Annotated in this window: 25 protein-coding genes; 5 read left to right on the top strand and 20 right to left on the bottom strand. The window is 66.5% G+C overall.

The features are described 5' to 3' along the window. Window positions 1-132: 132 nt before the first annotated feature. The gene (locus ABIB51_RS01230) at window positions 133-1,965 is read right to left on the bottom strand and encodes an ABC transporter ATP-binding protein (RefSeq protein WP_354184717.1); all 1,833 of its coding nucleotides are present in this window, start codon (window positions 1,963-1,965) and stop codon (window positions 133-135) included. Between the two features lie 79 nt (window positions 1,966-2,044). On the opposite strand from ABIB51_RS01230, the gene ABIB51_RS01225 reads away from it, so the two are divergent. Further along, the gene (locus ABIB51_RS01225) at window positions 2,045-2,674 is read left to right on the top strand and encodes a PH domain-containing protein (protein WP_354184716.1); all 630 of its coding nucleotides are present in this window, start codon (window positions 2,045-2,047) and stop codon (window positions 2,672-2,674) included. 33 nt (window positions 2,675-2,707) lie between these two features. Here the strand turns inward: ABIB51_RS01225 and ABIB51_RS01220 are convergent, their stop codons facing one another. From ABIB51_RS01220 to ABIB51_RS01180, 9 genes are all read right to left on the bottom strand, one after another. After that, complete coding sequence (locus tag ABIB51_RS01220) at window positions 2,708-3,814, bottom strand: ABC transporter permease (protein WP_354184715.1); 1,107 nt, start codon at window positions 3,812-3,814, stop codon at window positions 2,708-2,710. Continuing rightward, entirely contained in the window at window positions 3,811-5,352 is a 1,542-nt protein-coding gene (locus ABIB51_RS01215; RefSeq protein ID WP_354184714.1) for an ABC transporter permease, read from the bottom strand. Before ABIB51_RS01215 ends, ABIB51_RS01220 begins: the two co-directional genes overlap by 4 nt. A 180-nt stretch (window positions 5,353-5,532) precedes the next feature. Further along, window positions 5,533-7,314: an ABC transporter family substrate-binding protein gene (locus ABIB51_RS01210; RefSeq protein ID WP_354184713.1), complete on the bottom strand. Its 1,782-nt coding sequence runs from the start codon at window positions 7,312-7,314 to the stop codon at window positions 5,533-5,535. Between the two features lie 333 nt (window positions 7,315-7,647). Next, window positions 7,648-8,733, bottom strand: a complete 1,086-nt coding sequence (ychF, locus tag ABIB51_RS01205) for a redox-regulated ATPase YchF (protein WP_354184712.1) — start codon at window positions 8,731-8,733, stop codon at window positions 7,648-7,650. 423 nt (window positions 8,734-9,156) lie between these two features. Then, complete coding sequence (locus ABIB51_RS01200; protein WP_354184917.1) at window positions 9,157-9,663, bottom strand: flavin reductase family protein; 507 nt, start codon at window positions 9,661-9,663, stop codon at window positions 9,157-9,159. 135 nt (window positions 9,664-9,798) lie between these two features. Further along, window positions 9,799-10,554 carry a lytic transglycosylase domain-containing protein gene (locus ABIB51_RS01195; RefSeq protein WP_354184711.1) on the bottom strand — a complete coding sequence of 252 codons (756 nt, stop codon included), beginning with the start codon at window positions 10,552-10,554 and terminating at the stop codon, window positions 9,799-9,801. A 46-nt stretch (window positions 10,555-10,600) separates the two neighbouring features. Next, on the bottom strand, window positions 10,601-10,903 hold the full coding sequence (locus tag ABIB51_RS01190; protein WP_354184710.1) for a DUF4193 domain-containing protein: 303 nt from the start codon (window positions 10,901-10,903) through the stop codon (window positions 10,601-10,603). Between the two features lie 117 nt (window positions 10,904-11,020). Then, complete coding sequence (locus tag ABIB51_RS01185; protein WP_354184709.1) at window positions 11,021-11,614, bottom strand: histidine phosphatase family protein; 594 nt, start codon at window positions 11,612-11,614, stop codon at window positions 11,021-11,023. A gap of 88 nt (window positions 11,615-11,702) precedes the next feature. Further along, on the bottom strand, window positions 11,703-11,879 hold the full coding sequence (locus tag ABIB51_RS01180) for a hypothetical protein (RefSeq protein ID WP_354184708.1): 177 nt from the start codon (window positions 11,877-11,879) through the stop codon (window positions 11,703-11,705). Between ABIB51_RS01180 and ABIB51_RS01175 the strand changes: the two genes are divergently transcribed. Both ABIB51_RS01175 and ABIB51_RS01170 read left to right on the top strand, forming a co-directional pair. Continuing rightward, on the top strand, window positions 11,843-12,238 hold the full coding sequence (locus tag ABIB51_RS01175; RefSeq protein ID WP_354184915.1) for an SIP domain-containing protein: 396 nt from the start codon (window positions 11,843-11,845) through the stop codon (window positions 12,236-12,238). The genes ABIB51_RS01180 and ABIB51_RS01175 overlap by 37 nt on opposite strands. Then, on the top strand, window positions 12,220-13,443 hold the full coding sequence (locus tag ABIB51_RS01170; RefSeq protein ID WP_354184707.1) for a DNA recombination protein RmuC: 1,224 nt from the start codon (window positions 12,220-12,222) through the stop codon (window positions 13,441-13,443). The genes ABIB51_RS01175 and ABIB51_RS01170 overlap by 19 nt, the downstream gene beginning before the upstream one ends. Window positions 13,444-13,449: 6 nt before the next feature. Here ABIB51_RS01170 and ABIB51_RS01165 read toward each other — a convergent pair whose 3' ends face one another. Then, window positions 13,450-14,541 carry a 4-hydroxy-3-methylbut-2-enyl diphosphate reductase gene (locus ABIB51_RS01165; protein ID WP_354184706.1) on the bottom strand — a complete coding sequence of 364 codons (1,092 nt, stop codon included), beginning with the start codon at window positions 14,539-14,541 and terminating at the stop codon, window positions 13,450-13,452. 84 nt (window positions 14,542-14,625) lie between these two features. Continuing rightward, window positions 14,626-15,468 carry a hypothetical protein gene (locus ABIB51_RS01160; RefSeq protein WP_354184705.1) on the bottom strand — a complete coding sequence of 281 codons (843 nt, stop codon included), beginning with the start codon at window positions 15,466-15,468 and terminating at the stop codon, window positions 14,626-14,628. Between the two features lie 228 nt (window positions 15,469-15,696). On the opposite strand from ABIB51_RS01160, the gene xseA reads away from it, so the two are divergent. Together xseA and ABIB51_RS01150 are read left to right on the top strand one after the other, a co-directional pair. Further along, window positions 15,697-16,983 carry an exodeoxyribonuclease VII large subunit gene (gene xseA, locus ABIB51_RS01155; protein ID WP_354184704.1) on the top strand — a complete coding sequence of 429 codons (1,287 nt, stop codon included), beginning with the start codon at window positions 15,697-15,699 and terminating at the stop codon, window positions 16,981-16,983. A gap of 91 nt (window positions 16,984-17,074) precedes the next feature. After that, entirely contained in the window at window positions 17,075-17,320 is a 246-nt protein-coding gene (locus ABIB51_RS01150) for an exodeoxyribonuclease VII small subunit (protein ID WP_354184703.1), read from the top strand. Between the two features lie 15 nt (window positions 17,321-17,335). Here the strand turns inward: ABIB51_RS01150 and ABIB51_RS01145 are convergent, their stop codons facing one another. From ABIB51_RS01145 to ABIB51_RS01110, 8 genes are all read right to left on the bottom strand, one after another. Continuing rightward, window positions 17,336-18,190 (bottom strand): polyphosphate kinase 2 family protein, encoded by an 855-nt coding sequence (locus ABIB51_RS01145; protein ID WP_354184702.1) that lies wholly within the window; start codon window positions 18,188-18,190, stop codon window positions 17,336-17,338. Window positions 18,191-18,257: 67 nt separating this feature from the next. Next, window positions 18,258-19,478 carry a pyridoxal phosphate-dependent aminotransferase gene (locus ABIB51_RS01140; protein ID WP_354184701.1) on the bottom strand — a complete coding sequence of 407 codons (1,221 nt, stop codon included), beginning with the start codon at window positions 19,476-19,478 and terminating at the stop codon, window positions 18,258-18,260. A gap of 163 nt (window positions 19,479-19,641) precedes the next feature. Beyond that, window positions 19,642-20,604, bottom strand: coding sequence for an ABC transporter substrate-binding protein (locus ABIB51_RS01135; RefSeq protein ID WP_354184700.1), 963 nt, complete (start codon window positions 20,602-20,604; stop codon window positions 19,642-19,644). Next, window positions 20,601-21,347, bottom strand: a complete 747-nt coding sequence (locus tag ABIB51_RS01130; RefSeq protein ID WP_354184699.1) for an ABC transporter permease — start codon at window positions 21,345-21,347, stop codon at window positions 20,601-20,603. Before ABIB51_RS01130 ends, ABIB51_RS01135 begins: the two co-directional genes overlap by 4 nt. Beyond that, window positions 21,344-22,084, bottom strand: a complete 741-nt coding sequence (locus ABIB51_RS01125; protein WP_354184698.1) for an ABC transporter permease — start codon at window positions 22,082-22,084, stop codon at window positions 21,344-21,346. Before ABIB51_RS01125 ends, ABIB51_RS01130 begins: the two co-directional genes overlap by 4 nt. After that, on the bottom strand, window positions 22,084-23,178 hold the full coding sequence (locus tag ABIB51_RS01120; protein ID WP_354184697.1) for an ABC transporter ATP-binding protein: 1,095 nt from the start codon (window positions 23,176-23,178) through the stop codon (window positions 22,084-22,086). The genes ABIB51_RS01125 and ABIB51_RS01120 overlap by 1 nt, the downstream gene beginning before the upstream one ends. Before the next feature lie 250 nt (window positions 23,179-23,428). Beyond that, window positions 23,429-24,655: a ribosome small subunit-dependent GTPase A gene (gene rsgA, locus ABIB51_RS01115; RefSeq protein WP_354184696.1), complete on the bottom strand. Its 1,227-nt coding sequence runs from the start codon at window positions 24,653-24,655 to the stop codon at window positions 23,429-23,431. 242 nt (window positions 24,656-24,897) lie between these two features. Beyond that, window positions 24,898-25,350, bottom strand: a complete 453-nt coding sequence (locus ABIB51_RS01110; RefSeq protein ID WP_354184695.1) for an NUDIX hydrolase — start codon at window positions 25,348-25,350, stop codon at window positions 24,898-24,900. Window positions 25,351-25,399 lie beyond the last annotated feature (49 nt).

Below are 25,399 nucleotides of genomic sequence, written 5' to 3'. Positions count from 1 at the left end.
CCGAATGATGGAACTCTGTTGCCAAACCGTGACCCGACCATAGTGTGACCGCTAACGTCAACCGCAATGTATTTCAGGTCACACGCTACTGACTGGTAGTATCCGCCCGACGAAAAGCCCGGTTATCCGCGGTTAACTAGGACCTGCGGCCAAAAGCTGCGCCCGCAATTCGCGGCGCTCCCGCTGCTTGTCCGGATCCGGCAGAGGCACGGCGGCCAGGAGCCGCTGGGTGTAGACCTCCTGCGGATTGCGCAGGATCTGGTCCCGGGTCCCCTGTTCCACGATGCGTCCGCGCTGCATGACGCAGATCCTGTCCGCCAGCACGTCGACGACCGCGAGGTCGTGGGTGACGAAGAGGCAGGCAAAACCCAGTTCCTTCTGCAGGTTCTGGAACAGATCGAGGACCTTCGCCTGCACCGACACGTCCAGGGCCGAGGTCGGCTCGTCCGCCACCATCAGCTTCGGCTTGAGGGAGAGTGCCCGGGCGATCCCCACCCGCTGCTTCTGTCCGCCCGAAAGCTCGTGCGGATACCGGTTGCGGTAGTCCCGCGGGAGCTCCACTTGGTCCAGCAGTTCCTCGATCCGCTTCTGCAGTCCGGCGCCCTTGGCCGCCCCGGAGAGGAGCATGGGTTCGCCGATGCTCTCACCGATCGGCAGCCGGGGGTTCAGCGAGGACGACGGGTCCTGGAACACCATGCCGACGTGCCGCCGCATGTCGTGGAGCTGCCGGCCGTTCCTCTTGGCGGCCGAAATGTCCTGTCCCACCACTTTCATGGTGCCGGCGGCGACCGGAAGCAGGCCGACGGCGGCCCGGCCGATGGTGGTCTTGCCGGAACCGGACTCCCCCACGAGCCCGACCACCTGGCCGGGGTAAATCACCAGGTTCGCGCCCTCCACGGCACGGAATGCGGGGACCCGGCCCTGCTTCGGGTATTCGATGGCGACGTCCGTGAGCTCAAGGACGGGTTCGCCCAGCGGTTTCGCGGACTGCATGGCTGCTGCCAGGGCGGCGGCGTTCTGGCGCTCCCGCCGGACCAGCTCCGCTTCCGGGATGGAGTGGATTTCGGCGTCGGTGGCCGCGGCGAGGGCGGCGGTGACGTCCACTTCCTCGACCGAGTCCGTCCCGCCCTGGCCGAGGTGCGGTACAGCGGCCAGCAGGGCCCGGGTGTATTCGTGCTGCGGGTCGTGGAAGATCTGGGCGGCCGTGCCGGTCTCCACGATCAGCCCCTTCCGCATGACGGCGATCCGGTCGGCAAGGTCGGCGACCACGCCCATGTCGTGCGTGATGAGCACGATCGCACTGTCCAGTTTGTTCCGCAGGTTGCGCATGAGGTCCAGGATTTCAGCCTGGACGGTCACGTCGAGGGCCGTTGTGGGCTCGTCGGCGATCAGCAGCTTGGGGTCGCAGGAGAGCGACTGGGCGATCATGGCACGCTGCCGCTGGCCGCCGGAGAGCTGGTGCGGATAGGAGCGGAAGGCCTTCTCCGGGTCCGGCAGTTCCACGAGTTCCAGCATCCGCAGCGCCCGCAGCCGGGCTTCCTCGGGTGAGACCTCGCTGTGGAGGCGGACCGTCTCCACGATCTGTACGCCCACGGTGTAGACGGGGTTCATTGCCGTCATCGGCTCCTGGAAGATCACCGCGACGTCCTTGCCGCGGACGGCCCGGATGTTGGCCTCGTTGGCGCCCAGCAGTTCTCTCCCCGCAAGCTTGACACTTCCCGTCACACGGCTGTTACTGGGCAGTAGCCCCAGCAGCGCCATGGAACTGGCGCTCTTTCCGGAGCCGGACTCCCCCACGATGGCAAGCACTTCGCCCGCCCGGACCTCGTAGTTCAGGCCGATTGCCGCCGGAACCCACTTTTTGTCCACGCCGAAGTCAACGCTGAGATCGCGGACCTGCAGCACGGGTTCCCCTGCGCCGGGTGCCGGGGTATCGGCCGGGTCGAGGGTGATGAAGTCAGTCATGGTGGGGCCTTCCTTCCGCCCGAGCCGCCGGTTCACCGGGGATTAGTGCTGTGGCTCGGAATACTGAATTATTGGGGGCATGAGCTCTGCGCCACACCCCGGTAAGGTCGAAGTCTTCAAAGCCCGCACGAACAAATGGTTCGCGTGGCTCGCCTGGGCGGTGGCCGCCTTCGGCATCGTGGTGACCGCCGCTACGGCGGGTCCCGGGGCCCTGCCCGGCACGGCACCGCTCGTGCTGATCGCTTTCCTCGGCTGGCAGCTGTTCTGGCTGCCCGCCGTCGTGGTGGACGACCACGGGATCAGCCTGGAAAATCCGTTCCGCTCCATCGTGGTCCCGTGGGCGGCCCTGGTACATGTCGACACCCGCTTCGCGCTGACCCTGGTCACGGCGGAGAAGAGCTACACGTCCTGGGCGGCCCCGGCGCCCGGAATCTGGGGCGGCCGCCACGCCCGCCCGGAGGATCTCCAGGGCCTGCCGGCAACCACCTACGGTCCCGGGAAGTCCGTCCGGCCCGGGGACCTGAAGACCACGGATTCCGGCCAGGCCGCCCAGCTCGTGCGGGCCCGCTGGGATGACCTCGTGGAAAGCGGCCGGCTGGCCGCCGGTGACGCCGCCACCACGCCGGTGGCCGTGACCTACCGCTGGAAGGCGGCCGGCGCCGTCGTGCTCCTGCTGGCGGCCAGCTACTGGGCGATCGACGCCCGCTAGCTCAGCTGCGCAGGCACTGCGGGGGGCAGACATCTAGCCGCCCTTGGTTCCGTCGAACGCGGTGACCGGTGACGCTTCGAGCGGATGCCCGCCGGTGTCCTCGGCCTTCTTGGCGTTGAACTTCTTCTGCCGCGGATCGAACGCGTCGCGCAGGCCGTCGCCGATGAAATTGATGCTGAGGCAGATCAGCACAATGAAAAGACCAGGGAACCAGAAGAGCCAAGGCCGGGTGGCAAAAGCGGCCTGGTTCTGCGAGATGAGCAGCCCCAGCGAGGTGTCCGGCGCCTTGACCCCGACGCCGAGATAGCTCAGCGCCGTCTCCGTGAGGATCGCGGCCGACATGGTCAGGGTGACGTTGACGATGAGCACCCCGACGGCGTTGGGCAGGATGTGTTTGAAAATGATGCGGGCATTGCTGGCGCCGGAGATCCGGGCCGCATCAACGAACTCACGTTCACGCAGGGAGAGGAACTCGCCGCGCATGAGCCGGGCCAGGCCCACCCAGCTGATCAGGCCCAGGAAGATCCCCAGGGACAGGACACCGTAGTTGTTGGCGAAGGAGGCAAACCAGCTGCCTGCGTCCTTCCGTCCGGCCATCTGCGCCATGACGGCGGCCAGCAGCAGGGCGGGGATGATGATGATGACGTCGGTGATGCGCATCAGCACCGCTTCGGTCCAGCCGCGGAAGTAGCCGGAGAGGGCCCCCACGACGACGCCGATCAGTCCGGCGATGAGCCCGATCACGAGCATGATGGTGATGGACTGCTGCGCGCCGCGCATGGTCATGGCGAACAGGTCACGGCCGATGCGGTCCTGGCCGAAGGGGTGTTCGCCCCATGCCAGCGGCCACAGCGAGGCGGTGGGGACGCCGTCGTTGATCAGTGGCGAGACGTCCTCGTGGTTGTATTTCCACCAGCCGGGGATGCCTGCATAGCCGACGGAGGTGAACGCCACGATGAAGATGGCGGCGAAGACGATGAGGCCGGCGATGGCGCCGGAGTGGCCCAGGAACCTCTTCCGGACGATCTGGCTCTGGCTCAGGCCCTTGGCCGCGAGGACGGGTTCGATCCCGGCCACCGCCGACTGCCGCAAACTGGCCTCTTCGGCCAGGAGTTCGTCCTGCTGGCTTGGCTGGCTCATGCTTTTACCCTTACGCGTGGATCAAGTGCGGAGTACGCAAGGTCCGCAATGAGATTGAAAACCATGGCCGTAATGGCCACGCAGATGAACACACCCATCACCGGGTTGGGGTCGGTGTGCTGGATGCCGTCGAGGAAGAGGAACCCCATCCCCCGGACGGAGAACACAGACTCCGTGATGACGGCTCCACCGATCAGGCCGCCGATGTCGAACGCCACAATGGTGGCAATCGGGATCAGCGCATTCCGGAAGGCGTGACGCATCACGACGGTCCGTTCCGAGAGGCCCTTGGCCCGCGCCGTCCGGATGTAGTCCATGTTCATGATTTCCAGCATGGAGGCCCGGGTGAAGCGGGTGTAGCCGGCCAGCGAAATGAGGATCAGCGCCAGGGTGGGCAGGATCAGGTGCGTGAACGAATCCAGGCTCAGGATCCAGAAATCGCCTTCGATGTTCGGGGTGCTGGCACCGATGGTAGCGATGGGGCGGCCGCGGACGCGGCTGTTGTTGAAGTAGCTGGGCCACGCCTGCATGTAGCGGTCCAGCAGGATCAGGAATCCGACCAGGAAGGACGTCAGTGCCGCCGCGCGCATCGACTGGCCGCGGTCGTAGCCGCCCATCAGGAAGCCGATGCCCAGGCCGACGAGCACAGCCGCCACTGCGAGGAGCACGATCATGATGAAGGTGGCCTCGTTGAGCAGAGGCTGGATCACGAAGTAGATCGCCAGTCCAACGCCGACGGCGATCAACGAGGACTGCAGCGCCTTGCGGTTTTTTAGGCCCGCCGAGAGCAGTGTGACAGCGAAGGCGATGCCGACGCCGGCGATCGCGATGACGACGGGGCCCAGTCCCGGATTCTTGAACCACTCGGTGGCGGAGAAATACATCAGCACGGCGGCGGCGAACAAGAACACGACGACGCCGATGAGCAGCCGGCGCTTCAGTTCGCCGCCGACCGTCACCGCCGTGAGCCCACCCAGGACGGCGCCGATGGCGAGGGCCGCCGGTATCGGTACGTCAGGACTCCTGAGGAAGTCATTGAATCCGATGGCGCCGAACTCCTTCAGGAGGACCGCGACCCAGAAGATCGGGAGGGAGAAGAACAGGAAGGCCATGAAGGTCACGCCGTAGTCCAGCGTGCTGTACTGGCGCAGGGCCGTGATAATGCCAAGCGTGATGCCGATCAGGATGGCCAGTACGGTGGCGCCGGTGACCAGCGTGAGGGTCTGGAGCAGAGCGTGCCCCAGCGCGTCGGTGATGGGCTGTCCGACAATGTTCTTGCCCAGGTCGCAGGAGTTGGCGAAGGGGACGAGGCACTGGGCCGCACCGCCGAGCCACTTGAAGTAGCGCAGGGGGGCCGGGACGTCGAGCTGCAGCAGCTCGATCCTGGCGTCCATCAGCTGCTGCTTGTTGGGGGCGTTAATGGCGCGGTACTCCTCGAGGGGATCGCCTGACGCCGCTGTCAGGAGATACACCAGGAAGGATGCGCCGAGAAGTATGAGGGCGGCGGTAATCAGCCGCCGGACTATGTAGGTCACCATTGGAATAGAACCTCGGTATTCGGGCCCAGGGATTGCCCGGACCGGTCGCAGAGTCTGGCCGTTCCCGCAGATAGTGCGGCGGGGGCCAAAGCATCGTCAGGGGGTGTCGCTAGAAAGGCGTCGGGACCGTGGTGCCTGGTCCCGACGCCTTTGCTGGCAAGTGTTACTTGCGGTCGTCGGCTACTTCTGTGCCCACTCCCAGAAGTTCCACCAGACGCCCGTCTGGTTCGGCATGTACTTCACGCCGGTGATGCGGTCGCTGTACGCGTCGACGCCGACTGCCTGGAACAGCGGCAAGCCGTAGGCGGAATCCCAGATCCTCTTGTCGACCTGGGCGATGATGCCATCCTGCTTGCTCTTGTCGGTGGTGACAATCAGTTCGTCCATCAGCTTGTCGGCTTCGGCGTCGGCGAACAGGTTGAAGTTTGAGTCGTTGCCCCCCTTGAAGATCTGCGGAACGCCGGAGACGCCGACACCCGAATTGATCCAGCCGAAGATGGTGGCGTCGTAGGAGCCGTCTCCGAGGGCCTTGCCCCAGTCGGACTTGCCGAGGCCGCCGTCGACGATCTTGAAGCCTGCCTGGGTGGCGGATTCGCGGATCAGCGAGTAGGCGTCAACACGATTGGGGTTGTCCTTGTTGTACATGATGCGGACTTCGGGAGTGGCACCGTTGAGTAGCTTCTTGGCGCCTTCGATGTCCACGTCCTGGTAGGCCGAGGATCCGTTGTTCTTGACCGAATCGGCGTACGGGGCCTGGTCCGGCACGAACAGCTGGGAGTCGAGCGGCGCGGCCTTGGGGTCGAGCTTCTTGACGATCTTGTCGACGATGTCCTTGCGCGGAACAGCCTTCATGAACGCCTCGCGGACGTTCTTCTCGGCGAAGGGTCCGCTGTAGTTCAGGTCGATGTGGTCGTAGGAAAGCTGGTTGCCCACCTCGACCGTGACGCCCTGGCTTTCGAGGGCCTTGAGCTGCTCCACCGTGTCGGCGGAGGCCTGCGGGGCGATGAGGTCTGCCTCGCCGTTCTTGAGTGCCTGGACCTGGGCCGCGGAATCGCCGATGTAGCGGACGGTGATTTCGTCGAGCTTGGCCTCCGGGCCCCAGTTGTAGTCTTTGTTCTTGACCATGGTCAGGGACTGGTCCTGGTTGATGCCCTTGACGATGAACGGGCCGTTGGACAGGTAGAGGCTCGGGTCAGCCGGCAACGTCTTGGAGTCGAAGCCGGTGTTCCACAGCTCTGCCATGGCCTGGAGCTGCGCGTTCGCGGGCTTCGGAGCCTTGGAGTCGCCGCGTGGCGTGCCCTTGAGCAGGTCAACGAAGGCCTTGGCATCCGTGAGGCCGGCCTTCTTGGCAAGCACGTGCGCCGGGATGTCGATGCCGGGGCCGCCGAGGGCGATTTCCCAGTCGGCAAACGGCTTGGAGTACTTCAGTGTCATGGAGCGGTTGTCCGCGCCCAGTTCCGGGAAGTCAGTCAGGGCGATACCGGTGGGGTCGCCGGCGTAGGAGAAGTAGGACGTTCCGGTCGTGGCTTCCGAATCGGCGTCGTCGTAGTATCCGGAGAATGCGGCCCACTGCAGCAGAAGATCGGCTGCGGTGACGGGCGTGCCGTCTGACCACTTCACGCCCTCATTGATGGTGTATTTGACCGTCAGCGGGTTGTCCGAGGTCTTTTCCATCTTGCCGAACTTCTCGTTGCGCACAACGTTCAGCTTGTTGTCGATGTAGAAGAAGCCCGAGTGCGTGGCGTAGCTGACCTTCGAGTTGATGTCAGTGTTGCCGTCGGCCGTATTGGAGTTGAACGTGTTGAACGCGTTCACCTCGACTACCGTTGCCGATCCGCCTGTCTTGCTTGCTGCCGCAGCAGTGGACGGGGTTGTCCCGCCGCTGTTGCCGGCGCAGGCGCTGAGGGCGAGGGCAGCTGCTGCTGCCACGCCCACTGCTTTGGAAATACGACCGAAGCGCATTCCGCCTCCTTGTTTCTGTGGTGTGGATGAGACCGAGGCCGTTGGCACCCGGCAGACGTCCACACTCCCCCAGCGGCAGCGTGGCGCGTCTCACATGGCATGAAGCGTAAACCTAAACCGGACCGCGCGCGAGGAAAGTTGACTCCTTGTAAAGTTCGTTATCGAGCTGCAACATTTCGTCGGCCGTCTGGTCCCGGATTACCCACAAAATCAGCAAAGACATTGACGGGCTGTTGCTTCCGCGCTAAAAGCGGCGCGCACGCAAAAGCCCCGATTTAGAAAATCGGGGCTTCTCGAGTTAATCCTTAATTACTTGGCAAATTTGCCGATAAATCACACGTTAAAACGGAACTCCACGACGTCGCCGTCGGCCATGACGTATTCCTTGCCTTCGATCCGGACCTTGCCGCGGGCCTTGGCCTCGGACATCGAGCCGGCTTCGACCAGGTCGTCGAAGGACACTACTTCGGCCTTGATGAAGCCGCGCTGGAAATCGGAGTGGATCACACCGGCGGCCTGCGGGGCAGTATCGCCCTGGTGGATGGTCCAGGCCCGGGTTTCCTTGGGCCCCGCCGTGAGGTAGGTCTGGAGCCCGAGGGTGTGGAATCCGACGCGTGCCAGCTGGTCGAGGCCCGATTCGTCCTGGCCGTTCATTTCCAGCATCTCGCGGGCCTCCTCCTCGTCCAGTTCGACGAGGTCGGATTCGAGCTTGGCGTCGAGGAAGATCGCGTCCGCCGGGGCAACCATGGCCCGCAGTTCCTCCTGTTTTTCCGGGCTGCCGAGGATTCCCTCATCGGCGTTGAAGACATAGATAAAGGGCTTGGCAGTCAGGAGGCTGAGCTCCTTGAGGTGCGCCATCTCCAGCTTGTCGCTCTTGACCGAGGCAAAGATGGTGTCGCCGCGCTCCAGTACCGCCTGGGCCGCCTTGATGGCAGCGAGCTCCGCGGCTTCGCGCTTCTTGATTTTTACTTCTTTTTCGATCCGCGGGATGGCGTTTTCGATGGTCTGCAGGTCGGCCAGGATCAGCTCGGTGTTGATGGTCTCCATGTCCGAGCGGGGATCCACCTTGCCATCGACGTGGATGACGTCGGGGTCATCGAACACGCGGACAACCTGGACGATCGCCTCTGCCTCACGGATATTCGCGAGGAACTTGTTGCCCAGGCCTTCACCCTCCGAGGCGCCCTTGACGATCCCGGCGATGTCCACGAAGGACACGGGTGCGGGCAGCAGGCGGGCGGAGCCGAAGATGCCGGCGAGCTTTGCAAGCCGGGGGTCGGGCAGGTTCACGACACCGACGTTGGGCTCGATCGTGGCGAACGGGTAGTTCGCTGCGAGCACCTGGTTGCGGGTCAGTGCGTTGAAAAGGGTTGATTTGCCGACGTTGGGCAGTCCGACGATGCCAATAGTAAGAGCCACGAGCATATATTCTACCCGGTGTGGCCGGGGATCTCTCCGGGGCCCGGATTTTGGGGGCGGTGCCGGGCACCGGTCCAGTGGTCCAGTGGTCCCGGGACCGTACGGAACCGTCAGGGGCCCGCCGGGCAAGGTGCGGCAGCGAGCCAACCGGCGCTCACGCCGTGCCGCCGGCGGTTTGCAGGCGGACACCGTCACGGTGACCGAACATCCGGCGTGCTTGCCCCGCGCTGATCGCCCACACGATGCTCGAATCGGGCGTTTTCGCGTCCACGCGACCGACGTACGGGTGTTGTTCCGGGGTGGCGACGTCGGCATAGCTTCCAACCGATAGTGCGCTCCAGTCTTCCGCGGGAGCCCAGGCCGCGTTGATCTCGGCTGTTGCGGCTCCAGGCCGGCACCGACGTCGGGACGTTGACAGCATCGTCATGCCACGCTCACCAGCGCACCGGCCCGGGACCGGACGCCTGCGCAGCTTCCCTTGTAGAAGAGCGGGGGCTCGGCATCGGCACGGGCGTCCAGGGCGCGGACTGCGGCCACGACGACGGTGTGGTCTCCGCCGTCGTACTCCCGGTCCAGTTCGCAGTCCACCCAGGCCAGCGCCTGGTCCAGGACGGGGTTGCCCAAGGGCGAGGGTGAGTGGTCAACACCGGCGAACTTGTCCGTTCCCGGCCGCGCGAACTGCGCTGCCAGATGCTCGCGTTCTGCCGGCAGGATGTTCACCGTGAACCGGCCCGCCTCGCGCGGCAGCAGCCATGTGCTGGAGGTTCGTGCCGGGCTGAAAGTGACCAGGGCCGGCTCCAGGGACCGGGAGGAGAAGGACCGGCACGTAAACCCGGCCGGTCCGTGCTTCGTGGCTGCGGTGATCACCGTCAGTCCGGTGGCGAAATGGCCGAGAACGTTGCGGAGTTTCTGCGGGCTGAGGCCCGGAATGTTCCGTCATGGCGAGTCCTTTCGACGCTTGTCAGCCCAATCAACCACCCCGGACGCGGGTTCCCAACCCCGGCTGAAACGCATCGTCGCGCAGCGACACAACGCGTCACCGGCCGAAGCACGGCGTAAGAAACGCTATTCAGCCGGGCCCGACTGTGCGGCGTAGGCACGGGCCCGGCCGCGGACCTGCTCCACGTAGGAATCGGACTGGTTGTAGGAGTACACGGCGTCAGTCCAGCCCCCTGCGGTCGTGAGGTCACGGCCGTGGGCGCACAGGTACGAGGCTGCACTGAGGGCCGCGTCGTCGATGTTAAAGGGGTCGGCTGCTCCGTCGCCGTTCCCGTCCCGCCCGGCGAACTGCCAGGTGGAGGGTATGAACTGCATCGGCCCGACGGCGCGGTCCCACTGGGCGTCGCCGTCCAGGGCGCCGGCGTCGGTATCAGGGATCGCGGCGAAACCGTCGCCGTCGAGGCTCGGGCCGATAATTGGCCCGCTCGCCTGGCCGGTGGCCGTCAGCCTTCCGCCGCCGTACGATCCGTGGGCGGATTCGATGAAGCCGACGGCGGCCACCGTGTTCCAGCCGATCTTGCACGCCGGAGCGGATTCGTTGGCCGCGACGGCGGCAGCGACGTAGGCCTGCAGGGCGCGGGCCGGGATGCCGGTCTGCGCGGCAGCACGGATGAGCCACTGGGCGTCCGCGCTCCGGGTGATGTTCACGGCGGGCGTAATGCCGGCGGACAGCATTTCGAGTTTCGCCTCCGCCCGCGGCGGCGGCGGGGGCAGGAGCCCGGGGGCCTCCGCGCCGGACTCCCGGAGAGCCCAGAACAGGAACCCGGTGATGACGCACATCGCGAACAGGCCGAAAACGGCCGTGCGTTTCAGACGGAGCATGGACTACTCGGGCCCGCCGGTGCCGGACACGCGGAAGGCCGTCGTCCTAGCCTTCACATTCGACGCAGTAGGCGTGACCGTTCTTTTCACGTGCGACCTGGGACCGGTGCCGGACCAGGAAGCAGGAGTAGCAGGTGAATTCGTCCTGCGCCTGCGGGATGACCTGCACGACCAGTTCCTCGGCCACGAATTCACCGCCGGGCGTCATGGCCTCGTCAAGGGCGTCTGCTTCGTCCAGCTCGCGGACGACGCTGCGGGCATCCGGGGCGTTGGCGGACTGCAGCGCCTGCAGGGAGTGGTCCTGCGACTCCTTGACGTCGGAGCGGACTTCGTCGTAATCGGTTGCCACTGAGGTGACTCTCATTCCTGTATTTGGTTCAGACTGCTTGGATAGTGTTTGCCTTGCTTGTGACTGCCTGGGCGTCACCGTTTGGTTCCAACGGGAAGCCAACGTACACCATTGCGGCTAGTTGAGGGCCGGCACGGTGACCCGCTCGCCGTTGAAGTACTCGAGCTGCCAGCCCTCAACGGCGTGGTGGTGGGCCAGGTTAAGCGCGGCGTTATCGACGCGTTCCAGGGTGCGGCCGACGGCGCGGCTGAGGCTCAGGCGGATCAGCGTGCCGTGTGCGACAACCAGGACGCGACGGCCGCGGAACTCCTCGGCCAGCGCTTCCATTGCGGCCAACCCGCGGGACGCTGCCTCATCCTCGGTTTCCGCGCCGCGGAATCCACCGGGGATGCGCAGTCTCTCCAGTTCAGGCCCGGCTTGCAGCCCCTCCGCGGCCCCGAAACTCCGCTCGCTGAGCTCCGGGACGCTCCGGGCCCCGCTGAGCCCGAGCCCGGCGCCGATCAGCTTGGCGGTTTCCGCGGCACGGCTCAGCGGCGAGGACACGATCGCATCCCATTCGTAGCCGGACATGGCGGCGACGGCGTCGCGCGCCTGGCCGCGGCCGACGTCGTTCAGCGGAATGTCGGTGGATCCCTGCAGCCGTCCCTGCGCATTCCAGTCCGTCTGGCCATGGCGGACAAGTGCGATCGTCGTAAAAGTCATGCGTTCCATTCTGCCCTGTTGACGGGCAGGCAATCGGCGCTGGGCGTGGCCGCCCGGACCGCTTCCGCGGGGTCAATGGCCTCGAACCGTGTCCGGGTCAGGTGGGCAGCTGAGCGGCCTCCTCAGCCAGCCCGAACCACAGCCGGATCCACATGGTGGGGTGGACGCCGTAGTCGTCGAGGAGCGAACCGCCATCAACGTGGATCCGGACAAAGTTCGGGTTGATCTGTTCCCTGCCTGTCACGGACAGGCAGAAGTCCTTGGCGCCGAACACTTTCAGGACGGCACCTTCCCAGCTGCGCAGAGGACTGCGGGCTGCCGCTGCGGACCCGGAGTGGCGACACCGTGAACTGGGTTCCCCGGAGCGCGGGCGGAGACGGACTTGTGGACGCAGACTGCACGTCACTGACATCGCGGGCTGCGTCGTCCGCAGCGGCTGACGCGGACAACTACCGGCTGGCCTGCGAGGTCTCAAGCACCCGGCGCATCACCGAGCATCTGCGCAAGGAGATGGGCGTGGACAAGCGGCGGATTACGGCGTTGGGCTACTGGCGGGCGAGTAGCCCCCGTGCGGCGGACCCAAAACTGTCGGAGGGGCATGCCACAGTGAAGTCATGGATGCTTTTGCACTGATTCTCGCCCTTCTCATGTTGCTCGTCGGCGCCGTCGCCGGCGCCGCCGCCGCCTATGTGTTCCTCCGCCGCCGCTACGGCGCCGTGGAACAGGACTTCGACGGCGTTTCGGCCCGGCTCTCCGAGGTGAGTGCCCAGTTCGCCGCGGCCGACGCCGAGCGGCGACTCCTCGCGGCGCAGAACCGGGAGCTCGGCGAGTCACGGACCCAGGACGGCAGCGTATTGCGCGCGCTGGCGCCGGTGGCGGAAAAGCTCACCGCGGTCCAGCAGCAGGTTTCGCTGCTGGAACGGGACCGGCTCGAACAATACGGGCAGCTCGCCCAGCAACTGCAGGAGGCGCGGCTCTCCGACGAGCAGTTGCTGCGCTCGACCCATGCCCTCGAGTCGGCGCTGCGTTCCAACAGTGCCCGCGGCCAGTGGGGCGAAGTCCAGCTGCGCCGTGTTGTCGAGGCGGCCGGGATGCTGCGGCACGTCGACTTCCACGAACAGCTGCACAGCGCCGCCACGGAGAACAGCGTACGCCCCGACCTCGTCGTGCAGCTTCCCGGAGCGAAGCAGCTGGTGGTTGATGCCAAGGTGCCGCTTGCGTCCTACCTTGAGGCACAGGAGCTCGGCAGCGCCCCGGGACAGCGCAACCAGCAGCACGGCCTGAACGGACAGCAGGCCCTGCTCTTGGCCCACGCCAAGGCCCTCAAGGCCCACGTCGACGCACTGAGCAACAAAAAGTACTGGGACATCCCGGGCAACTCCCCCGAGCTTGTGGTGTGCTTCCTGCCGGCGGAATCCATCCTCGCGGCTGCACTCTCGGCGGACCCGGCCCTTCTGGACTATGCCCTGTCCAAGAACGTGGTGCTTGCCTCGCCCGGAACCCTGCTGGCGGTCCTGAAGTCGGTGGCCTTCACCTGGCGCCAGGACGTGCTGACGGACAGCGCCCGGGAACTCTTCGAGCTCGCCCACCAGCTCTACGAGCGGATGGGCACCCTGGGCGAGAACGTCACGAAGCTGGGCGCTTCGCTGAAGACCTCAGTGGACCGCTACAACTCGATGGTCGGCACGCTCGAAGCGCGGGTCCTGCCGACCGCCAGGAAGCTCAACGCGCTCGATGCCACCGGGCTGACCACTCCGGTGTCCGTCGAGGTCACACCACGCGCGGTGGCGGCCCCGGAGCTTCAGTCGGAACGTGACGCCGCGGAGGACGCCGCTTAGGAGAGGTCAGGAGTGGCCGGCCGGACGCGAGCCGCGGCCGCCGAGGGCACGGGTGACGTCGCCGGCCTGCTTGAGGGTGGCCCGGAGCTCCTTCGGCAGGGAGAAGAGCAGGTCTTCCTCGGCCGTGACGACTTCCTCCACGGAGCCGTAGCCGTAGTCGGCCAGCAGCCGCAGCACGTCCTTGACGAGGACCTCCGGGACCGACGCCCCCGAGGTCACCCCGACGGTGGCGACACCCTCGAACCAGGCCTCGTCCACCTCATTGGCAAAGTCCACGCGGTAGGAGGCCTTGGCGCCGTATTCGAGCGCGACCTCCACCAGGCGGACGGAATTCGAGGAGTTCGCGGATCCGACCACAATCACCAGTTCGGCCTGCGGCGAGATCTTCTTGATCGCCACCTGGCGGTTGGTGGTGGCGTAGCAGATGTCGTCGCTGGGCGGATCCTGCAGGGTGGGGAACCGCTCCTTGAGGAGCCGGACGGTCTCCATGGTTTCGTCCACGCTGAGGGTGGTCTGCGAGAGCCAGATGACCTTTTCCGGGTCACGGACGGTGACTTTGTCCACCTCGTGCGGGCCGTTGATGATCTGGATGTGCTCGGGCGCCTCGCCGGCGGTTCCTTCGACTTCCTCGTGGCCGTCATGGCCGATCAGCAGGATGTCGAAGTCGTCCTTCGCGAAGCGCACCGCTTCTTTGTGCACCTTGGTCACGAGCGGGCAGGTGGCGTCGATGGTCCGCAGGCCGCGGTCCTCGGCGGACTGCACCACGGCAGGTGATACGCCGTGGGCGGAGAAGATCACGAGGGCGCCCTCGGGCACCTCATCGGTCTCGTCCACGAAGATGGCGCCCTTTTCTTCGAGGGAGCTGACCACGTGCACATTGTGGACGATCTGCTTGCGCACATACACGGGCGGCCCGTAGTGCTCGAGGGCTTTTTCCACCGCGATGACTGCCCGGTCCACGCCGGCACAGTAGCCGCGCGGGGCCGCGAGCAGCACCTTCTTCGGCCCCGAGACAGGGGCCGCCGCCAGCACCTCGTCCGGTGTGCGCCGCCGGCGCGGAACGGTTGGCATCGGAATGGAAACAGCGGTGGAGGTCATCCCTCAATGCTACCGGTGTTGGGTGCCCGGCTGATTTGGGCCGGGAACGTGCCGCGGGGACAGCGGCCGGGGACCGGCCGGGCCTCAGGCGTGGCGGCGTCCGCCCACGACCCGCAGCACGAGCCCGAGTACGAGCAGGGCGGCACCGGCCACCGCTGCGGACAGGATCCACTGGCCGAAGTTGGCGGCCGACGCCGCGACGAATTCCCGCTTGAAGATCTCGGCCACCGCGTTCCCGCTGGACGTGCCCTCCGCCGCCCGCCCGACGGCGTCGGAAGCCGGCTTCCAGACGCCGACCAGGACCAAGACACCGGCTCCCGTTCCGGCCACGACCGTCCACCGCCGCCGGGCCGCAACCAGGGCCAGGGCGAAGGCGATGGCTGCGCCGACCGCTACGGCGTAGCCCATCGGTGCATAGGCGGAGACCTGCTCGATGACCTGCCGCTGGTTGGACTGGCCGATGTTGATCAGCACCTGCTCCGGCGCTTCCAAAGGCAGTCCGGTGGCATCGGCGACCTGGGTCGCGACCAGTCCGACGAGCGGCGCCACGTCCAGGGTCAGGGAACTGACGCCGTCCACCTCGGCCGGGAGGGTGTTGGGATCGGCGAAGCTGAGCCGGTGGCTCTTGCGGAGGGTTTCGGTCCAAGCCTCGGAGTATCCGGGCAGCGCCGTCAGCGACTGGGCGGCGTTTTCGAGGACCGGACGGGCCAGCTCGGTGAGGGCTTCCGGAATCCGGTCCGCGCTGAGGCTGTTCACCGCGGCGGCGGCCAGCCGCTGCTGGAATGCGGGATCCTTCCCGAGCGGTCCGGTCAGGGCGACAAAGCCGTCTTCCTGGACGATGTTGCGGTCCACCCACATCGCCGGAACGGCAACTGCCGTCATCAATAGCCCGAAAAGTACTGCCATGGCCGAGACAAAAGTGCGCAAGAGAGAGTCCTAGGAAGTTGGTGGGGGTAGTGCCATCCTACGGGGGCCGGGCTCCGGATGGACAGGCGGGCAATACCGTCGGGCCCCCGTGATAGGGCTATGGATAGAGTTGAACCCGACCATGACAGGCTGCCGGGCGGTCACGTTCCCCGGGAGCGCCTGCCGACAGCACCGCGGCAAAGGACCCCACGCACATGTACAAGGCAAGCCCCGCCACAGAGAACCGGCATGTCTGAAGACGTCACGGCGGCCACCACGGTCCCGGCGACCGCCGCGGAAACCAGCCCGGAGAACCCCTGGCCGCTGCAGTTGCTGTCGCAGAAACTGAAAATGCACATCGACCGGGCGCCGTCCGCCTGGGTTGAGGGCCAGGTCATTGAGCTGAACCGGCGTGGCGGCAACGCCTACCTGACCTTGCGGGACATGGACGCGGAGATTTCGCTCCCGGCGTCGGTCTGGACCAAGGTGCTCGACCGCCAGGAGATCCCGCTGGAACGCGGTTCCCGCGTCGTGGCCCTGCTCAAGGCCGAGTTTTGGCTGAAGACGGGCCGGCTGAGCATGTCCGTCAAGGACATCCGGCCCGTGGGCCGCGGTGACCTGCTGGCCCGGATCGAGCGGCTGCGGCATGCCCTTGCCGCGGAGGGGCTGTTCTCCGATGCCCGCAAGAAACGCCTGCCCCTGCTGCCCCACCGGATCGGACTGATCACCGGGCGGGACTCCGACGCCAAAAAGGACGTGCTGCAGAACGCCGCGTTGCGCTGGCCCGCGGTCGAATTCGAGATCCGTGAAGTGGCGGTCCAGGGCAATACCGCTGTCGCCCAGGTTATCGGCGCGCTGCGGGAACTGGACGCCCGCCCGGACGTGGACGTCATCGTCATCGCCCGCGGCGGCGGCGCCCTGGAGGACCTGCTGCCCTTCAGCAACGAAGAACTGATCCGGGCCGTGGCCGCTGCGCTCACGCCGGTGGTGAGCGCGATCGGCCACGAGGCGGACCGGCCGATCCTCGATGACGTGGCCGACCTCCGGGCCTCGACCCCCACGGATGCGGCGAAACGGATCGTTCCGGACGTCGTGGAGGAACTCGCCCGCGTCCGGCAGGCGAGGGACCAGCTCCGGCGCGGGGTCACCCGGCTGGTGGAACGGGAAACCGACCGGATGGCCGCGCTGCGTTCCCGCCCGGTACTGGCCTCCCCCGAGGTCATGGTCGCCACCCGGCACGACGACGTCGAACGGCTCAAGGGCCGAGCGCACGCCGCCATCACCACCGCCGTCGTCCGGGCGGCAGACCAGCTGGTGCACCTCAAGGCCCAGGTGCGCGCCCTGTCGCCGCAGAAGACCCTGGACCGCGGCTACGCCGTCGTGCAGTTCTCCAACGGCGGCTCGGCGCCCGGAACCCGGCACCACGTGGTCCGGCATCCCGCGGAGGCGCCGGCCGGCACCGACCTGACGGTGCGTGTGGCCGGAGGCAGGTTCTCCGCGCAGTCCACCGGGCACGGCGAGCCCGCCGGGGACTGACCCGGCCCACCCGGACGGATCAGGTCCGCCCGGAACCCCGAATCATCAACCAACAACAACGTCCCCCGCGGACCCAAGCAAGGAGCATCACATGGCAGCCGAAACAGACGGAACGCCCACACCTCCCGAAGTAGGCATCGAGGGCCTGAGCTACGAGGACGCCCGCGAGCAACTGCTCGGAGTCGTGGGGCGGCTGGAAACCGGCGGAGCGAGCCTGGAGGAATCCCTGGCCCTCTGGGAGCGGGGGGAAGCGCTCGCCAAGCGTTGTGAGGAATGGCTCGAGGGCGCCCGCAAACGCCTGGCCGCCGCCAAGGACCGGGCCGGCCAGGACAGCTGACCCGGAGCCCCGGCATCAGGACCGTTCGACGAGGTCCCGTTCCATGGCAACGTCCAGCTCCGGGACCGGCCACTTGAGGCACAACCCCTCCAGCGCTTCCAGCAGCAGCTGCTGGACAGCAATCCGGGCGTACCACTTCTTGTTGGCCGGCACCACGTGCCAGGGAGCGACGTCGGTGTTCGTCTTCTCAATCGCCTTCTGGTAGGCGTCCATGTAGTCGTCCCAGAAGGCCCGTTCCTTCACATCGTTGCTGCTGTACTTCCACAGCTTCGTCTCGTCATCGAGCCGGGCCAGCAAGCGCTGCTTCTGTTCGTCGCGGCTGATGTTGAGCATGACCTTGACGATCTTGGTTCCCGCGTCCGCCTGCCTGACTTCAAATTCGTTGATGGCGGCGTAGCGGCGGTCAAGTTCTTCCGGGGTGGCCCAGCGGTGCACGCGGTGGATCAGGACGTCCTCGTAGTGCGAGCGGTCGAAGACGCCGACCATGCCGGCCGCCGGAACGGCCTTCTCGATCCGCCAGAGGAAATCGTAGGATTGCTCCTCCGGGGTGGGCGCCTTGAAGGACTTCAGCTGCACCCCTTGCGGGTTCATCGTGCCCATGACGTGGTTGACGATGCCGCCCTTGCCGGCGGTGTCCATCGCCTGCAGGATCAGCAGGATCCGCTTGGTCCCGCCGAAGCGGGACTCGGCGAAGAGCTGTTCCTGCAGGGTGGCCAGCTTCCCGTCGAGCTCCGCCAGAAGCTCGACCCCGTCGGACTTGTTCCCGGGGTATCCGGGAGTGGAGTCCGGATCGGAGTCCTTGAGCTTGAATCCTTTTCCGGTTTTCAGCGTTTCCGAGGGGTGCCGCTCGAAAGTCACAGCGTCTGTCATGGAAGCCTCTTCCTGTCCGGGCAGCCTGTGCGCGGGAAGGACCCCCGGCCGCGCTGCTGCCCTCAGGCTAGTTCCCCTTGTACCTGCTCAGGAAGTCCGCCATGCGGCCGATTGCCTCTTCGATGTCCTTGACGAGCGGGAGGGTCACCATGCGGAAGTGGTCCGGGCGGACCCAGTTGAAGGCGCGGCCGTGGGATACCAGGATTTTCTGCTCGCGGAGCAGGTCCAGGACAAACTTCTCGTCGTCCCGGATGTGGTAGACCTCGGGGTCCAGCCGCGGGAACAGGTACAGGGCGCCGCGGGCCTGCTGTGTGCTGACACCGGGGATGGCGTTGAGCAGGTCGTAAGCCTTGTTCCGCTGCTCCAGAAGCCGTCCCCCGGGCAGGATGAGGTCGTTGATGCTCTGGTAGCCGCCGAGTGCGGTCTGGATGGCGTGCTGGGCCGGCACGTTGGCGCAGAGACGCATGTTCGCCAGCAGGCTGATGCCTTCGAGATAGTCCGCGGCGTCGTGCTTGGGCCCCGAAATGGCCATCCAACCGGCCCGGTAGCCGCACACCCTGTAGGCCTTGGACAGCCCGCTAAAGGTCAGGCAGAGGACGTCGTCGCCGGTCAGGCTCGCCATGTTCACGTGGACGGCGTCCTCGTAGAGGATTTTCTCGTAGATCTCGTCGGCGAAGAGGATCAGGCCGTGTTTCTCGGCGAGGGCGACAATTTTCTTGAGCGTCTCCTCCGGGTACACGGCACCGGTGGGGTTGTTCGGGTTGATCACCACGATGCCCTTGGTGCGGGGCGTGATCTTCGCTTCCATGTCCTCAAGGTCCGGCTGCCAGCCGGATTCCTCGTCGCAGAGGTAGTGCACGGGCCGGCCGCTGGCCAGGGCCACGGAGGCCGTCCACAGCGGGTAGTCCGGGGTCGGGATGAGGACCTCATCGCTGTCATTCAGCAGGGCCATCAGGGACATCGTGATGAGTTCGCTGACGCCGTTGCCCAGGTAGATGTCATCGACGTGGATATTCTGGATCCCGCGCGTCTGGTAGTACTGCGAGACGGCGGTGCGGGCGGAGAAGATGCCCCGGGAATCGCTGTAGCCCTGGGCATGGGGCAGGTGGCGGATCATGTCCACCAGGATGGCGTCCGGCGCTTCGAACCCGAACGGGGCCGGGTTTCCGATGTTCAGTTTGAGGATCCGGTGGCCCTCCGCCTCCATCTGCTGGGCGGCCTGAAGGATCGGTCCACGGATGTCGTAGAGGACATTATGAAGCTTGGTGGACTGCTTAAATTCTGCCATTCATCAAATATGCCATATAGAGGATGTACTTCCCGTGAGACGTGCCTCACAGGCGCTGCCCGTCGTCACAGGCCGGACAGAGCGACGGCGGCCACCGGCCCCTGGCGTGACCAGGTGCAGCCGGCAGCCGCCGTCGTACGTCAGGAAGGTAGGGCGGTGCGCCTTACTTGACCAGGCCCTTGTCCTTGAGCCATGCGGCCGCAGCGTCCTTGGGGTTCTGCTTCTGGCTGCCGCTGACGGCACGGTTGAGGTTGATCAGGTCCTCGGTGGTGAGGACCTTGGACACTGCGTTGAGCGTCTCCCTGGCCTTGTCCGTCATCTTGGACTTGTTGTAAAGGGGCAGCACCTGCTGGGCGATGAAGTTGTTCTTCGGATCCTCGAGCACCACCAGGTCGTTGTCCGCGATGGACGGCGTGGTGGTGTAGATGTCAGCCACCTGGACCTGGTCCGAGAGCAGGGCCTTGAGGGTGACAGCGCCGCCGCCGTCGCTGAACGGCTCAAGCTTCTTCGGCTCGCAGTTGTAGTTTTTCTTCAGTCCCGGCAGGCCATACGCGCGCTCGGCGAAGGTCGCCGGGGCGCCCACCACGATCTCGCTGCAGACTTTGGCCAGGTCCTCGATGGACTTCAACTGGTACTTCTCCGCCGTGGCCTTGGTGACCACCATCGCGTCCTTGTCTTCGGCCTTGGCAGCCTCCAGGACGCCCAGTGCCTCCGGCAGCTTCGCAGGCAGTGCCTTGTAGATGTCCTCGGCCGAGACCTCGGTCGCGTCCTTGCTGACGTGCAGCAACAGGTTGCCGCTGTAGTCGGGAATGACGTCCACAGACCCGTCCTGGACGGCCTTGAAATAGACCTCGCGCGAACCGATGTTCGGCTTGGTGCTGGCGGTCACGCCGGCTCCGTTCAGCGCGCCTGCATAGACCTCGGCAATGATCTGGCTCTCCGGGAAATCGGCGGAACCGATCACGAGTGCAGAGCCCGAACCGGACGTCGCTCCGCCCGTCGCAGGGGCTGTCGAGAGCGGATCGGATGAGCCTCCGCAGGCGGACAGTGCCACGGCCAGGCCGACGCCGGCGGCCAGGCTGCCGAATACGCGCCTGCCGAGAGTTCGTTGGCGGGTTTCCTTCATGACGTACCTCCTTGAACAACAGCCACCGCGGTCACGGGGTCTGTGAGATCAACCGCAGCCTGCTGGCTCCGGCTTGGCTTGGCAGAGGCACCCTGCGACAGGAAAAGCCTCTGGAAAAGGGCGAGGATCAGGTCGACGGCGATCGCGAGTCCCGCGATGAGGAGCGAACCGCCGAGCATCTGGGGGAAGTCGGAGAGCACGAGGCCGTCGAACAGGTAGCGGCCGAGGCCGCCCAGGTTGATGTAGGCCACCACAGAGACGGTCGCGATCGCCTGGAGCACGCCGGTCCGGAAGCCGCCGAACATCACCGTGAGCGCATTGGGGAACTCGGCCCGGAAAAGCACCTGGAGTTCCTTCATGCCCATTGCCCGGGCAGCGTCCACGACGTTCCGGTCGACGCTGGAAATCCCGGCATACGTGCCGGCGAGCAGCGGGGGCACGGTCAGGATCACGAGTGCCCAGATCGGCGGCATGAGTCCGATGCCGGCGAGCAGGACGAACAGGGTCAGCAGGCCAAGCGTGGGCAGGGCACGGAGGGCGCCGGCCAGCGCCACCACGGCCACCCGGCCGCGGCCGGTGTGCCCGACGTACAGGCCGATGGGGACCGCAATGGCGGTGGCGATCAGCATCACCAGCCCGGTGTACTGCAGGTGCTCGGCGAGGCGGGTCGGGATTCCGTCGCTGCCGGACCAGTTTTCCGGATCGGCAAGCCAGGCGAACGTATCCGTGACGACGTTGCTCATGCCGCACCCCCTCCGGTCTTAGGACGCGAAAGCCGCAGTCCCGCAGCCGCGGGGCCGTTCTTGTCCTGGCCTGCGCCGGCATCGGCGCCGGGCCCCGGGGCCGCTGCAGCCCGGGTCCACGGGGTCAGGAGCCGTTCGAGCAGCACGAGGATGGCGTCCATCAGCAACGCCAGGATGAGGATGGCGATGATTCCCACGATCACCTCAGTGATGAAGTCCCGCTGCAGGCCGGAGGTGAAGAGCATCCCGAGGTTCCCGATGCCCAGCAGGGCGGCGACGCTCACCAGCGAGATGTTGCTGACGGAGACGACGCGCAGACCGGCGAAGAGCACGGGCAGCGACAGCGGCAGGTCGATCTGGAGGAAGCGGGCGGCGGGCTTGAAGCCCATCGCCACGGCCGCCTGGCGGAGGTCCTCGTCCACTGAATCAAAGGCGTCCAGCGCGGCACGGACCAGGAGGGCCACCGCGTAGACGGTCAGGGCCACCACAACGTTCAGCGGGTCCAGGATCCGGGTCCCCAGAACTGTGGGCAGGATGATGAAGAGCGCCAGCGACGGGATCGTATAGAGCAACGAGGAGGCCGTCACCACCACCGAGCGCAGGGCCTGGTTCTGCCGGGCGAACTGGGCCAGCGGAATCGAGATCAGCAGCCCGAAGATCATCGGCAGCACGGCCAGCACGAGGTGCTGGCCGGCAAGGCTGAAGACCGTCCCGCTGTTGGCCAGGAACCATTCCATCAGAGCGCGCCCTGCCGGACCCGGCGGTCCGATTCGATCACGGCCAGCACCTCATCGGCCTTGATGACGCCGGATACCCTGCCTTCCGTGTCCACTGCAACACCGAGGCCGGAAGGCGATGACAGCGCGGCGTCGAGCGCCCGCCGGAGGGTGTCGCCCTTGCGGAAGAGGGATCCGCCGGGAACCATCGAGTGGCCCTTGCCGGGGCCGGCCCAGCCAAGGGGGCGCATCCCCTCGTCGACCACCAGTTGCCAGTCATCCTGAGAGCTGCCGTCCCGCTCGAGGGCGGCGGCAGTGAGGGTCCGGGCGTCGTGGATGGTCACGCCGTCGGACGGGCTGAACGCGAGGTGCCGGAAGCCGCGGTCCCGGCCCACGAAGGAGGCAACGAAGTCATTGGCCGGGGCGCGCAGGATTTCCTCGGGCGTGGCGTACTGCGCGAGCTTGCCGCCGATGCCGAACACGGCCACCTTGTCGCCGAGGACGGTGGCCTCGTCGATGTCATGTGTGACGAAGACGATGGTCTTCGCCAGGTCGCGCTGGAGCCGGAGGAGCTCCTGCTGGAGTTCATCGCGCACCACCGGGTCCACGGCGCTGAAGGGCTCGTCCATAAGGAGCACGGGAGGGTCGGCCGCCAGGGCCCGGGCCACCCCGACTCGCTGCTGCTGGCCGCCGGAGAGCTGGGAGGGGAAGCGTTTGCCGAGTACGGAGGCCAGCCCGACGACGTCGAGCAGTTCCTGGGCGCGTTTACGCGCGTCGGCCTTGGACACGCCGTTGAGCCGGGGGACGGTGGCGATGTTGTCCAGCACGGAACGGTGCGGCATCAACCCCGAGGACTGCATCACGTAGCCCATGGACCGCCGCAGCTTGGCCGCCGGCACGGAGGTGACGTCCTCCCCGTCCACCGTGATGATCCCGGACGTCGGCTCGACCATGCGGTTGATCATCCGCAGCGACGTGGTCTTCCCGCAGCCTGAGGGTCCGACAAAGACCGTGATGGCGCCCTTGTCAATGGACATGGTCAGCTGCTCAACGGCAGCTTGACCGCCCTGATATTGCTTGGTGACGCTCTGGAACTCGATCATGGCTTCAGCCATTTCCGGGCTTACCTAACTGTTGGCGGCAATATCGGACGGTCCAGCCAACTGATCATATGCACGCTGATTTTTGGCTGTAAAGCGGGTAAGACCCAGCGTAGCCAGCAGAAGTGACGATTCCCTAGAAATAGTCAGCGGCACCGAGGCTACCGTAAGGCTTCGGATCCGGGGCGGTTTCGGATGGGTGCCGCGCCGGATTGCCCTCCGGCGCGGCACCGGCCCGTCCCGCCGGGCCCCGGTCAGCGCAGGGTCAGCGCCCCCGGCGGCGGCCGCCGCCCTTCGCGCCCTTGCCGCCTTTTCTTTCCTTCCCGCCCTGGCCGCCTCTGCCTTCCGCGCCGCCCTGGAGTTCGGTTTTTTCATGGTGATACCGCTCGGCGGCGCGCTGGCTCTGGCCGGCCGTCACAATTTTCTGGTGCCACTCCCGCGCGTAGGCGCGGCTGGCAGCCGCGTCGTGCCGCCGGGCCAGGGCCGAGAGCTCGCGCTGGAGTTTCAGGTAACTGGCCCACCGCCGGTCATCGAGGGAACCGTCGGCGAGCGCGGCCTGTACAGCGCACCCGGGTTCGCTGTTGTGGGCACAGTCGGAAAAACGGCACTGGCCAAAGAGTTCCTCCAGGTCGCCGAAGATTTCCTCCATCCCGTCGTCGGCGTCGAACAGCCCGAAGCCGCGCACTCCCGGGGTGTCCATCAGCACCGCGCCGCCCGGTAGCGGCACCAGTTCCCGGGACGTGGTGGTGTGTTTGCCCTTGCCGTCGCCGGCCCGGACTTCGCCGGTTTCCTGCGCGTCGAAGCCGACGAGGGCGTTGATGAGCGTGGACTTCCCGGCCCCGGACGGCCCCAGCAGCACCAGGGTACTGCCGGCCGGCAGGTGGGCCAGGAGTGCGTCGAGCCCGTCGCCGTGTTCGGCCGAGGTGGTCACGACGTCGACGCCGCCGGCCTGCAGCATCACCTGCCCGACGACGTCGTCCGCCACCTCCGCGAGGTCCGCCTTGGTGATGATCACGAGCGGTGTGGCGCCGGAGTCCCAGGCCGCGACGAGCGTGCGTTCCAGCCGGTTGTGCGTGAGCGGCCGGTCCACCGGGACGACGACGCCCACGATGTCCATGTTGGCGCCGAGCACCTGCGCCTCCGAGGACGCCTCGAAAGCCCGCTTGCGGCTCAGTTCCGAGTGGCGCGGCAGGACGCCCACGATGGCGGGCTCCCCCGCGGTGTTGACGCCGAGCCAGACCCAGTCCCCCGTGGCGGGAACGTCCCCGGCACGGGGGTAGGGCAGGTGCGAGGTACTCTCGCCGACGGCGACGAGGACGCGGTTGCGGTCCACGCGGATGATCCGGCCGGCGCAGGCGCCGCCGGGCACGGGGTTGGCCGCAAAACGTTCCGCGACGGCGGGGGTGTAGCCGTAGCGGGCCGGGCCCGCGGGACGGTTACGGGATGGGAGGGTGCCGGGGGCACAGGGACGTGCAAAAGAAGAAGTAGTCAACGAAAACCCTTTGATGGGCCCCGGTGCACGTGCCGCGCTGCAGGCTGGAAGCCGGGCAGCTGTTGAAGGCTAGGAGGTGCGACGCGCCGGGGCAGGAATAATGACGTGGCTGTTGGCGCGCGTTGCGCGCAAGGCAATTGCAGTCATCGTCTCCACCTCCCCGCTGAATTTCCTGTGGTGCCGGTGCATCCCGGCGGCGCTCCTAGGATAGCCACGCCGGCCCGGGCGTGGCTAGGGAAACTTCAGGAAAGTTTGCCATCCAGCGGTTTTTCCCGGTACAGCCGGAGCGCCACGTCCACCAGAGAGACCTTGTTCAGGCCCTCAAGCTCCGCCAGCGGGATCCAGGCCGCGTGGGTGGTGCTCCCGTCCACCTCGTGCCGCAGTTCCCCGTCGGTGATCCGGGCTTCATAGACGAGCCGCAGGGACTGGAAGTCCCGTTCGCCGCCGTCGATCCGGATCTCGGCGGGCCAGTGCCCGACGTCGACGCCCAGCATGGTGCCGATCTCCGCGTGGTAGCCGGTTTCTTCATAAACCTCCCGGCGGCACCCGTCCACCGGATGCTCGGCGAGGTCCAGGCCGCCGCCCGGCAGCGTCCAGCCTTCCTTGCCGCCCTGTTTCCAGTACGCCAGCAGGATGGCGTCGTCACGCACAATGACGGCGTAGGCGGCCGGTCGGGTATCGAAATTCAGGCTCATCCCCCCAGCGTAGTGTCCCGGCGCCGTGCCTGCCGGATCCCGGATTTCC

This window comes from Arthrobacter sp. UYCu712 (assembly GCF_040547005.1).
In the GTDB taxonomy this organism is placed as follows: Bacteria; Actinomycetota; Actinomycetes; order Actinomycetales; family Micrococcaceae; genus Arthrobacter.
This window is presented reverse-complemented; position numbering and strand designations above follow the sequence as displayed.

Excerpts from the sequence above, each read along its gene's own strand:
- ABIB51_RS01140 (WP_354184701.1), bottom strand. The coding sequence starts at position 19,478 with ATGGCAGAATTTAAGCAGTCCACCAAGCTTCATAATGTCCTCTACGAC.
- ABIB51_RS01170 (WP_354184707.1), top strand. The coding sequence starts at position 12,220 with ATGGATGCTTTTGCACTGATTCTCGCCCTTCTCATGTTGCTCGTCGGC.
- ABIB51_RS01185 (WP_354184709.1), bottom strand. The coding sequence starts at position 11,614 with ATGGAACGCATGACTTTTACGACGATCGCACTTGTCCGCCATGGCCAG.
- xseA (WP_354184704.1), top strand. The coding sequence starts at position 15,697 with ATGTCTGAAGACGTCACGGCGGCCACCACGGTCCCGGCGACCGCCGCG.
- ABIB51_RS01220 (WP_354184715.1), bottom strand. The coding sequence starts at position 3,814 with ATGAGCCAGCCAAGCCAGCAGGACGAACTCCTGGCCGAAGAGGCCAGT.
- ABIB51_RS01145 (WP_354184702.1), bottom strand. The coding sequence starts at position 18,190 with ATGACAGACGCTGTGACTTTCGAGCGGCACCCCTCGGAAACGCTGAAA.
- ABIB51_RS01225 (WP_354184716.1), top strand. The coding sequence starts at position 2,045 with ATGAGCTCTGCGCCACACCCCGGTAAGGTCGAAGTCTTCAAAGCCCGC.
- ABIB51_RS01215 (WP_354184714.1), bottom strand. The coding sequence starts at position 5,352 with ATGGTGACCTACATAGTCCGGCGGCTGATTACCGCCGCCCTCATACTT.
- ABIB51_RS01150 (WP_354184703.1), top strand. The coding sequence starts at position 17,075 with ATGGCAGCCGAAACAGACGGAACGCCCACACCTCCCGAAGTAGGCATC.
- ABIB51_RS01130 (WP_354184699.1), bottom strand. The coding sequence starts at position 21,347 with ATGAGCAACGTCGTCACGGATACGTTCGCCTGGCTTGCCGATCCGGAA.
- ABIB51_RS01230 (WP_354184717.1), bottom strand. The coding sequence starts at position 1,965 with ATGACTGACTTCATCACCCTCGACCCGGCCGATACCCCGGCACCCGGC.
- ABIB51_RS01210 (WP_354184713.1), bottom strand. The coding sequence starts at position 7,314 with ATGCGCTTCGGTCGTATTTCCAAAGCAGTGGGCGTGGCAGCAGCAGCT.
- ABIB51_RS01110 (WP_354184695.1), bottom strand. The coding sequence starts at position 25,350 with ATGAGCCTGAATTTCGATACCCGACCGGCCGCCTACGCCGTCATTGTG.
- ABIB51_RS01135 (WP_354184700.1), bottom strand. The coding sequence starts at position 20,604 with ATGAAGGAAACCCGCCAACGAACTCTCGGCAGGCGCGTATTCGGCAGC.
- ABIB51_RS01165 (WP_354184706.1), bottom strand. The coding sequence starts at position 14,541 with ATGACCTCCACCGCTGTTTCCATTCCGATGCCAACCGTTCCGCGCCGG.
- ABIB51_RS01125 (WP_354184698.1), bottom strand. The coding sequence starts at position 22,084 with ATGGAATGGTTCCTGGCCAACAGCGGGACGGTCTTCAGCCTTGCCGGC.
- ABIB51_RS01120 (WP_354184697.1), bottom strand. The coding sequence starts at position 23,178 with ATGGCTGAAGCCATGATCGAGTTCCAGAGCGTCACCAAGCAATATCAG.
- ABIB51_RS01195 (WP_354184711.1), bottom strand. The coding sequence starts at position 10,554 with ATGCTCCGTCTGAAACGCACGGCCGTTTTCGGCCTGTTCGCGATGTGC.